The organism is Pseudomonas sp. PsB (assembly GCF_043658375.1).
In the GTDB taxonomy this organism is placed as follows: Bacteria; Pseudomonadota; Gammaproteobacteria; order Pseudomonadales; family Pseudomonadaceae; genus Aquipseudomonas; species Aquipseudomonas putida_Z.
In genome coordinates, this window is record NZ_JBIGLU010000020.1 from 46,548 (window position 1) to 58,398 (window position 11,851).

The 11,851-nt window shown below is 64.8% G+C and carries 10 protein-coding genes; 3 read left to right on the plus strand and 7 right to left on the minus strand.

The genetic code is table 11. The features are described from left to right. Positions 1-55: 55 nt before the first annotated feature. Genes ACGLHT_RS21310 through ACGLHT_RS21320 form a run of 3 tightly spaced genes read right to left on the minus strand, consistent with a single transcriptional unit; the run spans position 56 to position 3,615 of the window. Positions 56-1,003, minus strand: a complete 948-nt coding sequence (locus ACGLHT_RS21310) for a dihydrodipicolinate synthase family protein (RefSeq protein ID WP_274079740.1) — start codon at positions 1,001-1,003, stop codon at positions 56-58. A 45-nt stretch (positions 1,004-1,048) separates the two neighbouring features. Then, entirely contained in the window at positions 1,049-1,975 is a 927-nt protein-coding gene (locus tag ACGLHT_RS21315; protein ID WP_274079739.1) for a 4-hydroxyproline epimerase, read from the minus strand. Between the two features lie 23 nt (positions 1,976-1,998). Beyond that, positions 1,999-3,615: an APC family permease gene (locus ACGLHT_RS21320; RefSeq protein ID WP_137164642.1), complete on the minus strand. Its 1,617-nt coding sequence runs from the start codon at positions 3,613-3,615 to the stop codon at positions 1,999-2,001. 378 nt (positions 3,616-3,993) lie between these two features. On the opposite strand from ACGLHT_RS21320, the gene ACGLHT_RS21325 reads away from it, so the two are divergent. After that, on the plus strand, positions 3,994-4,776 hold the full coding sequence (locus ACGLHT_RS21325; protein WP_137164640.1) for an AraC family transcriptional regulator: 783 nt from the start codon (positions 3,994-3,996) through the stop codon (positions 4,774-4,776). Here the strand turns inward: ACGLHT_RS21325 and ACGLHT_RS21330 are convergent. Further along, the gene (locus ACGLHT_RS21330) at positions 4,764-5,651 is read right to left on the minus strand and encodes a LysR family transcriptional regulator (RefSeq protein ID WP_137164639.1); all 888 of its coding nucleotides are present in this window, start codon (positions 5,649-5,651) and stop codon (positions 4,764-4,766) included. The genes ACGLHT_RS21325 and ACGLHT_RS21330 overlap by 13 nt on opposite strands. 140 nt (positions 5,652-5,791) lie before the next feature. On the opposite strand from ACGLHT_RS21330, the gene moaB reads away from it, so the two are divergent. Beyond that, complete coding sequence (gene moaB, locus ACGLHT_RS21335; RefSeq protein WP_003259533.1) at positions 5,792-6,331, plus strand: molybdenum cofactor biosynthesis protein B; 540 nt, start codon at positions 5,792-5,794, stop codon at positions 6,329-6,331. A 130-nt stretch (positions 6,332-6,461) separates the two neighbouring features. On the opposite strand, the gene ACGLHT_RS21340 is transcribed toward moaB, so the two are convergent. Continuing rightward, positions 6,462-7,361: a bestrophin family protein gene (locus ACGLHT_RS21340; RefSeq protein ID WP_274120821.1), complete on the minus strand. Its 900-nt coding sequence runs from the start codon at positions 7,359-7,361 to the stop codon at positions 6,462-6,464. A gap of 20 nt (positions 7,362-7,381) precedes the next feature. Continuing rightward, positions 7,382-8,386, minus strand: a complete 1,005-nt coding sequence (gene moaA / locus ACGLHT_RS21345) for a GTP 3',8-cyclase MoaA (protein ID WP_075046042.1) — start codon at positions 8,384-8,386, stop codon at positions 7,382-7,384. Positions 8,387-8,929: 543 nt separating this feature from the next. Between moaA and ACGLHT_RS21350 the strand changes: the two genes are divergently transcribed. Continuing rightward, on the plus strand, positions 8,930-11,260 hold the full coding sequence (locus ACGLHT_RS21350) for an FdhF/YdeP family oxidoreductase (RefSeq protein ID WP_038410091.1): 2,331 nt from the start codon (positions 8,930-8,932) through the stop codon (positions 11,258-11,260). Positions 11,261-11,377: 117 nt separating this feature from the next. On the opposite strand, the gene ACGLHT_RS21355 is transcribed toward ACGLHT_RS21350, so the two are convergent. Continuing rightward, positions 11,378-11,839 carry an Lrp/AsnC family transcriptional regulator gene (locus ACGLHT_RS21355; protein WP_038410090.1) on the minus strand — a complete coding sequence of 154 codons (462 nt, stop codon included), beginning with the start codon at positions 11,837-11,839 and terminating at the stop codon, positions 11,378-11,380. Positions 11,840-11,851 lie beyond the last annotated feature (12 nt).

Consider the following 11,851-nt stretch of genomic DNA (forward strand, 5'->3'; position numbering starts at 1 on the left):
ACCGAGTCGCCTGCTTCGCGGGCATGCCCGCTCCCACAGAGAAAGCAGTGGCTGCTTAGGCGATGTTCTGCTCAGCCGACCAGCTGGCGTACCAGTTGCGGAACAGCGCGTACTGCTGCTCGGCATAGTTGCACTGGGCGTCGGTCAGCACGTCGGTCTCGTTGAAGTGCAGGCTGTATTCGCTGTCACCGTTCAGCACCATCAGGTGCTTGTAGTAGAGCACCAGGTCGCAGCCTTCATCGAACGACGACAGCACCGCCAGCGCCGCCTCCAGCTCACGCGCCAGGCGGCGGGCCTTGGCATCACCCTTGGCCGCCTGCTTGCTCAGGCTCACCAGGTGCAGCACCTCACGCGGCAGGGCGTTGCCGATGCCGGTGATGGCGCCGGTGGCGTTGCAGTTGACGAAGCCATGCACCACCTGGGTGTCGACGCCGACCATCAGGGTCACGTCGTCATCCTTGGAGGTGATGTGCTCGGCGGCGTAGCGCAGGTCGGCGCCACCGCCGAACTCCTTGAAGCCGATCAGGTTGGGGAACTCGCTGCGCAGTTCGAAGAACAGGTCGGCGCGGGTGGCGAAGCCGTAGTACGGGCTGTTGTAGATAACCGCCGGCAGCTTCGGCGCGGCTGCAAGGATGGCCGAGAAGTGGTGCTTCTGGGCAATCAGCGAGGCGCCGCGGCTGAGCACGCGGGGGATGACCATCAGGCCGGCGGCGCCAACCTTGGCCGCATGAGCGGCGTGGGATACCGCCTCACGGGTGTTCACCGCGCCGGTACCGACGATGGTCGGGATGCCGGCGGCCACCAGGCGCGCTACACCTTCCTGGCGCTCGGCTTCGGTCAGCAGCGGCCAGTCGCCCATCGAGCCGCAGTACACCACGGCGCTCATGCCGGCCTCGATCAGCTCGCGGCCCTTGCGCACCAGGGCGTCGAAGTCCGGCTTGCGCTCGGCGGTGCAGGGGGTCATCAGGGCGGGCATGGTGCCGGTGAAGATGTTGTTGGTCATTGTTGTCACTCCTCGCGATATTCGATTTTTTGGAAAAAGCCGGGGTCAGATGCCCCAGGCGAACGGGTCCTGTTCGTCGATCAGCAGGGTGCTGTCGGCGGTCATGTAGGCGCGGCCGGTGATGAACGGGCGAATGCGTTCGCCGTCGCGCTCGTAGCGGCCCTGGAACTGGCTGCCGGTGATACTGGCCTGTACCCAGGTCTGGCCTTCGTCGAGCTTGCCGTCGGCGGCCAGGCAGGCCAGCTTGGCGCTGGTGCCCGTGCCGCAGGGCGAGCGGTCGTAGGCCTTGCCGGGGCACATCACGAAGTTGCGGCTGTTGGCGTTGGCGTCGTCGGCGAACAGTTCGACGTGGTCGATGGGGGCACCGTTTTCACCGGTGATGCCCTGGGCTTCGAGGGCCTTGAGCATCGCCCAGGTGTATTCGGTAAGCGCCTCGCGGTTGCCCAGCTCGATGCGCTGGCCGTGTTCGGAGACGAGGAAAAACCAGTTGCCACCCCAGGCGATGTCGCCACGCACCAGGCCATGGCCGGGCACGTCCACCGGCACCTGCCGGCGGTAGCGGTAGGACGGCACGTTGCCGACGGTTATGGCGCCGTCTTCATGCAGGGTGGCGCTGACCTGGCCGACCGGGGTATCGATCTTGTGCACGCCCGGTGCGATCAGGCCCAGGTGCTGCAGCGAGGCGACCAGACCGATGGTGCCGTGGCCGCACATGTTCAGGTAGCCAGCATTGTTGAAGAAGATCACCCCGCAAGTGGCGTCGGCCGATACCGGTGGGCAGTACAGCGCACCGACCAGCACATCGTTGCCACGTGGTTCCAGCAGGCAGGCGCGGCGCCACTGGTCGTGCAGCTCGCGCAGCTCGTCGCGCTGCTCGGCCATGCTGCGGCCATGCAGTTGCGGGAAGCCTTTCATCACCAGGCGGGTCGGTTCCCCGCCGGTGTGCGAGTCGATGACGTGAACGTGTTTCATGGGCATATCCATTCGAGAGTGGGTCAGGAGGCGACGGCGGCAGGGCGCTGGCCTGGGCAGCTTTCGGAGGAGGCTTCGCTTTCGTCCTCACCTTCCAGGCGCACCAGGTGGGCAGGCACGCCGGTGGCAGCGCCCCAGTAGTAGATGCCCAGCGCACAAGCGGCCACGACCACGGTGTCGAACGGGTGGCCGAGTACTCCCAGGCCGCCGAAGCTGCCCAGCCACGACAGCAGGATGGTCACCGCGTAGAAGCCGATCAGCCACGCCGACGAGCGCACTTGCTGGGCCAGCGACAGGTGCTGGGTCGGCACGAAGCGGCCGCACAGCAGGTACAGCACGAACATCACGATCTGCAGGGCCAGCAGCCACGACACGGTTTTCCAGCCCGACCAGTACACGATCAGCGCGGCGATGATGAACGACAGCGGGCCGAGCACGCCCATGCCCTTGACCCGGAACGGGCGCGGCATGTCGGGGGCGTTGCGGCGCAGGGCGGCGACGGTGACCGGGGCCACGGCGTAGCTCAGTACCAGGGCGGCGGAAACCACGTTGATCAGCGCTTCCCAGGACGGGAACGGCAGGGTCCAGAACACCGACAGGCCAAAGGTCAGCCACAGCGCCGGGCGCGGGATGCCGGACTCGGCGTCGATACGGGTGAAGTACTTGAAGAAGGTGCCGGTCTGCGCCCAGCCATAGACCACCCGCGGGGTGGCGTTCATGTAGATGTTGCCGCAGCCGCTGGGCGAGATCACCGCGTCGGCCACCACCAGATAGGCCAGCCAGCCCACACCCAGGGCCAGGGCGATGTCGCGGTAGGGCAGGGCCAGTTCCTTGGTCACCGCGGCCCAGCCGTTGCTCAGCATTTCGGTCGGCACGCTGCCGAGGAAGGCCAGTTGCAGCAGGGCGTAGATCGCGGTGGACAGCAGTACCGAGAGGATCAGCGCGATGGGGATGGTGCGTTGCGGGTTCTTCACCTCGCTGGCCACCGAAATGATCGGCGTCAGGCCCAGGTAGGCGAAGATGATGCCACCGGCCGATACCGCCATTTCAACGCCGGACAGACCGAACGGGGCAAAGCCCTGGACCTCGAAGTTTTCCGGCTTGAAGAAGGTGAACAGCACGCCGATCACCAGCAGCGGCACGATGAACTTGAACACACTGACCAGGTTGTTGGCCTTGGCGAAGGTTTTCACGCTGCGGTAGTTGAGGAAGAAGAACAGCCCCAGCAGGGCGAACTGCACCAGCCAGCCGAGTACCGTCGGGTCGCTGGAGCCGGCCTTGGTCAGCCCGGGGAACCAGGCGGCGGCGTATTGGCGCGAAGCGACCACTTCGATGGCGATCAGGCTGGAAAAGGCGATCAGGGTGATGAAGCCCATCAAGTAGCCCAGCAGCGGGCCGTGGGAGTACACCGGGTAGCGCACCACGCCCCCGGCACGCGGCAGGGCGGCGCCCAGTTCGCAATAGACGATGCCCAGCAACAGTACGGCGAAGCCGCCAAGAAACCAGGACAGGATGCCGGCCGGGCCGGCGATGGCCGAGACGTGGCTGGCGGCGAACAGCCAGCCGGAGCCGAAGATGGCGCCTAGGCCGATGAAGGTGAGGTCCAGCAATGACAACTGTTTTTTGAATTTGCCTGACATGGGTTCGCCTTTTTGTTGGTTATTGGATAGGCAGGTCTGATGTCACGAGATGCGGCTTTTTGGGCCGCGCTCTTGTAGGACTTGGGGCGGCTTGCGTGGGGCATAGAGTGGACCGATCGGGGCGGCGGTTCTTGATGGTTTTCTGCAGGGGGGATGACGAAATCGGCACAGTTGCAAAAAAGAAATGGCGGGATGGCAGGGTGGTGGATAGGCTGTAAGCCATACCGAGCAAGGGCTGTAGAGGTATGTGGGTATCGTTGGCCTCTTCGCGGGCGCGCCCGCTCCCACAGGTACAGCACAGGCTTCGAAATTTGTGGGGGACCTGTGGGAGCGGGCGTGCCCGCGAAAGGGCCGGCACAGCCAACAGAGAACCGACAGATGACCGACACCCCCCTGGCAACCCTGTACCAGTCCCTCGACCAGCACCGCCCCGCCAACCTCGAGGTCCTGCTCGCCGGTGTGTCCCTGCTGCTGCCGATCCTCGACGCCATCCCCAACGCCGCGATCTTCATCAAGGACCCGGCCGCCCGCTATGTGCTGGCCAACAACACCCTGGTCCAGCGCTGTGGCCTCAAGCGCCTGCAACCGCTGCTGGGCAAGACCAGTGCCGAAGTGTTCCCGGCACAGCTGGGCCCCGGCTACACCGAGCAGGACCGTCGCGTTCTCAAGGAAGGCCTGGTGCTGGAAGACCAGCTGGAGCTGCACCTGTACGGCAGCCGCGAGCCTGGCTGGTGCCTGACCCACAAGCGCCCGCTGTACAACCAGGCCGGCGAGATCATCGGCCTGGTCGGCATCTCGGTCGACTTGCAGTCAGCCGCCGACAGCCACCCCGCCTACCAGCGCCTGGCGGCGGTGGACGAGCACATCCGTCGGCATTTCCACCAGCCGATCAGCATGGGCGAGCTGACCCGTATCGCCGGCATTTCCGTGGCCCAGCTGGAGCGCTACTGCAAGCGGGTGTTCCACCTCACGCCACGGCAGATGATCCACAAGGCGCGCCTGGAGCACGCCCACCGTTTGCTGCACTCGGAACTACCGATCACTGAAGTGGCGATGTGCTGCGGCTATACCGACCACAGCGCCTTCAGCCGCCAGTTCAAGCAACTGACCGGCTTCACCCCGCGCCAGTACCGCCAGGCAACCAGCGATCAGTTGGCCTGAAACAGCGCCCGTGCCTCATCGAAGCACTGCTCGGCAATTGCCGAACGCGGCTCGCTGCGGCGCAGCAGAAGGCCGACCGGGCTGTGGATGGCGGCGTCGGCCACCGGCAGGATGCGCAGGTGTTCGCTCAAGTCTTCCAGGCCGCAGTCCAGCGGCATGACCGCGCAGCACATGCCGGTGTTGATGGCCTGGATCAGCTGGAAGCTCGAGTCGCTTTCCAGTACCGCATTCGGCTCCAGGCCACGGCTGCGGAAACTCAGGTCCAGCGACTGGCGGTAGTGCATGCCCTTGCTCAGCAGGCCCAGCGGAATGCCGCCCAGCTCGTCCCAGCGCAGGGTGTCGCTGGTGAACTTGAAGTGCCGGGTATCGTGCAGCAGGCCCATGGTGGTGGTGCCCAGTTCGATCACTTCGAAGAAGCTGGTGTTGACCTGGTCCAGGTAGCAGATGCCCAGGTCGAGCTGGTTGCGGCTGAGCCCGTCGATGACCTGTTCCGAGCTGAGCGAGCTGATCTGGAAGTGCAGCTCGGGGTATTTTTCACGCAGCGGCAGCAGCAGGTGCATGGGGTTGAAGCTGGCCAGCGGCACCGTGCCAAGGCGCAGGCTGCCGACCACCTGGCCGCGGCAGCTGGCGGCCTCGGCCTGCAGGCCGTCGTGGGCGGCGAGCAGCGTACGGGCCCAGGCCAGGATGCGCTCGCCGGCCTCGGTGAAACCTTCGAAGCGCTGGCCGCGCTTGACCAGCACCAGGTCCAGCTCGTCCTCCAGGTTGCGCAGGCGCATGGACAGCGTCGGCTGGGTGATATGGCATAGCGCCGCCGCCTGGCCGAAGTGGCGTGTCTGGTCGAGCGCGATGAGGAATTTGAGCTGCTTGATGTCCATGGAAGTGCCTGGTATCGGGTTATGCAGACCTTAACCCACGTCTGCGATAGATGTCATTGATCAGTCGGTACGCCATATCGATTGGACGCCCCCGGGCCATGCCTCTAGCGTGGCGGCAATGCCACTCGAGGAGCCCCACCGTGCGCGTCCAACCCGACGCGGTCTTCGTACCGCTCAATATCGCCGTGCTGACTGTCAGCGACACCCGTACCTACGACAACGACACCTCCGGTGAGCTGCTGGCCAGCCGCTCGGTGGAGATCGGCCACCGCCTGGTGGCGCGGGCGTTGCTCAAGGACGACCTTTACAAGATCCGCGCCCAGGTCGCCACCTGGATTGCCGACGAGCAGGTGCAGGTGGTGCTGATCACCGGCGGTACCGGTTTTACCGGGCGTGACAGCACGCCGGAAGCGGTCGAGTGCCTGCTGGACAAGCGCATCGATGGCTTTGGCGAACTGTTCCGGGCCCTGTCGATTCTCGATATCGGCACCTCGACCGTGCAGAGCCGGGCGCTGGCCGGGCTGTCCAACCGCACGTTGGTGTGCTGCCTGCCGGGCTCCACCGGGGCCTGCCGTACGGCGTGGGAGGGCATCCTGGCGGAGCAGCTGGATGCGCGGCACCGGCCGTGCAACTTCGTCAAGCACCTGAAACCGATCGAGGCCTGTGCAAGCCGGGGTTGAGTTTTCTCCTGTACCGGCCTCTTCGCGGGTAAACCCGCTCCCACAGGTACCGCGCAGGGTTCGAAACCTGTGGGGGCCCTGTGGGAGCGGGTTTACCCGCGAAAGGGCCGGCACAGGCCACTGCATTCAGTCAGCTCAATACATGGTCCACCGGCAACAACGCCGGCGGTAGCTGTTGTTCCCCCAACCCCGCCAGCACATCGCGCTCCACGGTCCGCACCATGGCATCGGTCGGCAGGTCGTTCTCATCGCGCCCGAATGGGTCTTCCAGTTCGTTGCCAATCGCGTCCAGCCCGAAGAATGTGTACCCCACGATGGTGGTGAACAGCGGCGCCAGCCAGCCCAGCGGCTCGGCCAGGGCAAACGGCAGCAGCAGGCAGAAGATGTAGATGGTGCGGTGCAGCAACAGCGTGTAGGGGAACGGCAACGGTGTGCCCTTGATCCGCTCGCAGGTGGCCTGCACTTCGGTCAGGCCCACCAGCCGCTGCTCCAGCAGGCTGTAGCGCCAGTCACTGATCTGCTGCTGTGTTGCCAGCCGCGAGCAGTGCCCGCCGATTTCGCGCAGGATGGCGTCGCACACGTTGTGCGGGCTGATCGCTTCGGGCCGGGCCAGCCAGGGCCGGGCGGCGGTCAGTTCGTCCTCGCTGCGCAGCCGTGCATTCAGCGCATGGGCAAAGCCGCACAGGCTGCGCAACAGTTCGGCACGCAGGGTTTTGTCGGTAATCACCAGGCTTTCGCGCACGAACGAACGGGTTTCGATGATCAGCTTGCCCCAGGCCTTGCGCCCCTCCCACCAGCGGTCATAGCAGGCGTTGTTGCGAAAACTCATGAAAATCGACAGCGACAGGCCCAGCAAGGTGAACGGGGTGGCGCTGACCGGGTAGAAAAACGCCGGGAAATGCCGCTCGACCAACACGATCAGTGCGGCCAGCAGGGTGACCGTCAGGCAGCGCAGGGCAATGCGTTTGACGATCGAACCCTTGAGGGTGAACAGCACACGCAGCACATCGGGGGTGGGGTGGACGATCATGGAAATCCAGAGACGGCTGCCTAGCCGCCGGTCATGTTCATGAAGCGCAGAATCTGCACGTCGCCACCGACTTCGAAATGATGGCGGTAGGGCTTGAGGTGCAGCGAGTCACGAATGGCCTTTTCCAGGCGTTCGGGGTTGCCGGGGTGGGCGCGCAGCACCTGCTTCAGGTCTACCGAGTGTTCATTGCCCAGGCACAGCAGCAGGCGGCCTTCGACGGTGAGGCGTACGCGGTTGCAGGTGGCGCAGAAGTTGTGGCTGTGTGGCGAAATGAAGCCGACCCGAGTGTTGGCGGCTTCGGCCAGGCGCCAGTAGCGGGCCGGGCCCTGGGACGACTCGGTCGATTCGACCAGGGTGAACTGCTCGGCCAGCAGCGCACGTACTTCATCGCTGGAGCAGAACGACTCGCCGCGTTCATGTTCGCTGATCACGCCCAAGGGCATTTCTTCGATGAAGGTGATGTCCAGCTCGCGGTCGATGGCAAAGCGTACCAGGTCGACCAGTTCATGATCGTTGCGGCCCTTGAGGACCACGCAGTTGAGCTTGGTGCGCTTGAAGCCGGCCTGGCGGGCGGCGTCGATGCCGGCGATGACCTGGTGCAGGTCGCCGGTGCGGGTCAGTTGCTTGAAGCGCTCGGCGTCCAGGCTGTCGAGGCTGATGTTCAGGCGCGTGACCCCGGCGTCGAACAGCGGCTGGGCCAGGCGCCCGAGTTGCGAGCCGTTGCTGGTCAGGCACAATTCGCGCAGGCCGGGTAGGGCGGCGATGCGCCCGCACAGGTCGACGATGCCCTGGCGCACCAGCGGCTCGCCGCCGGTCAGGCGGATCTTGCGGGTGCCGAGGGCGACGAAGCGCTCGGCCACCTGGAACAGTTCCTCGAGGCTGAGGATTTGCTGGCGCGGCAGGAACTGCATGTCTTCGGCCATGCAGTACACGCAACGGAAGTCGCAGCGGTCGGTGACCGACATCCGCAGGTAGTCGATTTTCCGGTTGAAGCCGTCGATCAGGGCCCGGCTGTTCTGTTCCACGTTCGCGCTCGAATGGGTAGGGACTCGATTCAAGCTATAACTTGGGCGCAGGGCCGTCAAATTGCTTTGTCCGACCGATTGATCGATGGCCTCTATCACTTGGCGCAGCATTTTCAGTGCCTATCAGATCGAGCGCCGCCCGCGCGGCGCTTCGCGGCACAAGGCCCGCTCCCACATTTGTTTCGGGCCAGTTATTACTGTGCCAGGTGGGTTGCAGCTTTGGTGCATGGCTGGAGATTGATCGGGTCCAGTGGCGTACCGTTCGATATCGAATGGAACAAACAAGGCGGACAGAGGTGCCCCCACAGGAGTGACTGGCCCGAAACAAATGTGGGAGCGGCCTTGTGCCGCGAAGCGCCGCGCGGGCGGCGCTCGATCTCATAGGCGCTGAAGATACTGTGGCAAGCACCTGGCAGCCCAACACGTCTTCAGAAAATACCCGTGATCGATACCACCTATCACCCCGTAAGATCTTTCGATTGGACGGCTCTACCCCACGCTCCATAGGCTGAAAAAAAGCATCGAAGCGTGAGGATTCATCGCATGAGCCAGGACCAACACATCAGGGACTACAAGGGCGCCGCCGCCGGCTGGGGGGCGCTCAAGAGCGTGACCAAGAGCTGGCTGGGCAGCGACAATGCCTTCAAGAACCTGCGGGCCATGCTCAAGACCAACCAGAACGGCGGCTTCGACTGCCCAGGCTGCGCCTGGGGCGAGTCGCCGGAAAACGACATGGTCAAGTTCTGCGAGAACGGCGCCAAGGCGGTCAACTGGGAAGCCACCGGCCGCTCGGTGGACCCGGCATTCTTCGCCAGGTACAGCGTCAGTGCGCTGGCCGAGCAGACCGACTACTGGCTGGAGTACCAGGGCCGCCTGACCCACCCGATGCGCTACGACGCGGCCACCGACCACTATGTCGAAACCAGCTGGGAAGAAGCCTTTGCGCTGGTTGCGCAACACTTGCGCGCACTCGAATCGCCCGACCAGGCCGAGTTCTACACCTCGGGCCGGGCCAGCAACGAGGCGGCGTTCCTCTACCAGCTGTTCGTCCGCGCCTACGGCACCAACAACTTCCCCGACTGCTCGAACATGTGCCATGAAGCCAGCGGCGTGGGCATGTCGGAAACCCTCGGCGTGGGCAAGGGCACCGTGGTGTTCCACGACCTGGAACTGGCCGATGCCATCTTCGTCATCGGCCAGAACCCCGGCACCAACCACCCGCGCATGCTCGAACCGCTGCGTGAAGCGGTGAAGCGTGGTGCCCAGGTGGTCTGCTTCAACCCGCTCAAGGAGCGCGGCCTGGAGCGCTTCCAGCACCCCCAGCACCCGTTCGAGATGCTCAGCAATGGCTCCGAACCAACCAATACGGCCTACTTCCGCCCGGCCTTGGGCGGTGACATGGCAGTGATGCGTGGCATTGCCAAGTACCTGCTGCAGTGGGAACGCGAAGCCCAGGCCAATGGCGAACCGGCGGTGTTCGACCATGCCTTCATCGCCGAGCACACCAGTGGCATCGACGCATACCTGGAAACCGTGGATGCCACGCCCTGGGCGCACATCGTCGAGCAATCGGGCCTGACCCAGGCCGAGATCGAACTGGCCGCGCGCATGTACCGCAAGGCCGAACGGGTAATCATGTGCTGGGCCATGGGCGTCACCCAGCATCGCCACTCGGTGCCGACCGTTCAGGAAATCGTCAACCTGCAGCTGCTGCGCGGCAACGTCGGCAAGCCCGGTGCCGGCCTGTCACCGGTGCGCGGTCACAGCAACGTGCAGGGCGACCGCACCATGGGCATCGACGAGAAGCCCGGGGCGGCCCTGCTCGATGCCATCGAAAAACGCTTCCGGTTCCGCGTGCCGCGTGCCCACGGGCATAACGCCGTGCTGGCTATCAAGGCCATGGAAGAGGGACGGGCCAAGGTGTTCATCGGCCTGGGTGGCAACTTTGCCCAAGCCACGCCGGATACGCCGCGCACTCATGCGGCCATGCGCAATTGCGCGCTGACCGTGCAGATTTCCACCAAGCTCAACCGCTCGCACCTGGTCACCGGCCGCGATGCGTTGATCCTGCCGTGCCTGGGCCGTACCGAAATCGACATGCAGGCCAGCGGGCCGCAAGGCGTGACCGTGGAGGACACCTTCAGCATGGTACACATCTCCCACGGCCAGCTGCGCCCGCGCTCGCCGCACCTGCGCTCGGAGCCGTGGATCATCGCCGGCATGGCCCAGGCGACCCTGGGCAAGCAGCCGATCGACTGGGAATACGCAGTTGCCGACTATGGCCGTATCCGCAGCATGATTGCCGATGTGATCCCCGGCTTTGCCGATTTCAACGAGCGCCTGCAGCACCCGGGCGGCTTCCACCTGGGCAACAATGCCGCCGACCGTACCTGGCGCACGGCCACAGGCAAGGCGCGCTTCAGCCCGCACCAGCTGCCGGAGCAACTGGTGAATGCCAAGGTGCTGGCGCGCGGTGACAAGCCCGACCTGATCCTGCAGACCCTGCGCTCGCACGACCAGTACAACACCACCCTGTATGGCCTGGACGACCGTTATCGCGGGGTGTTTGGCCTGCGTGAAGTGGTGTTCGTCAACGAGGTGGACATCCGCCGGATGGGCTTCGAGCCGGGCGAGCATGTGGACCTGGTGTCGCTGTGGGAGGATGGCGTGGAGCGGCGGGTCTCGGGCTTTCGCCTGGTGGCTTATGACGTGCCCGAGGGGCAGGCGGCGGCCTATTACCCGGAGACCAACCCGCTGGTGCCGCTGGAAAGCTATGGCGAGGGGACCTATACCCCGACCTCGAAGTTCGTGGCGATCAAGGTCGAGAAAGCCAAGGCGGGGAACCGGATTGCGGCGGTGCTTGCCGCGGATTGATCGGTTGCCTGTGCTGGCCTCTTCGCGGGCTTGCCCGCTCCCACAGGGACCCCACAGTTTTCAGCACCTGTGGTACTCCTGTGGGAGCGGGCAAGCCCGCGAAGAATCCAGCACCGATCAGGAACGATGCACCGGGTAGGCCGTGGTGTACTTCATCTGCTCCATGGCAAAACTGGAAGTGATGTTCGACAGCCCATCAGTACTGGTGATCAGCTTTTTATAAAACCGGTCATACGCCGCAATATCCCCCACCACCACCCGCAGCATGTAATCCCAGTCCCCCGACATGCGGTAGAACTCCATCACTTCCTCGAACCCGGTCACGGTCGCGGCAAACTGCTCCAGCCAGGCGCTGTCGTGGCGCTGGGTCTTGAGCTGGACGAACACCGTCAGCCCCAGCCCCAGCCGTTCCGGGTCGAGCAGGGCGACACGGCCGACAATGTAGCCGTCTTCTTCCAGGCGCCTGACCCGCTTCCAGCACGGCGTGGTGGAGAGGTTGACGGCCTCGGCCAGGTCCTTGAGCGAGATCGAGGCGTCGCGCTGAAGCAGGGTGAGAATGTGCTGGTCGAAGCTGTCCATATCGCGCGTGGG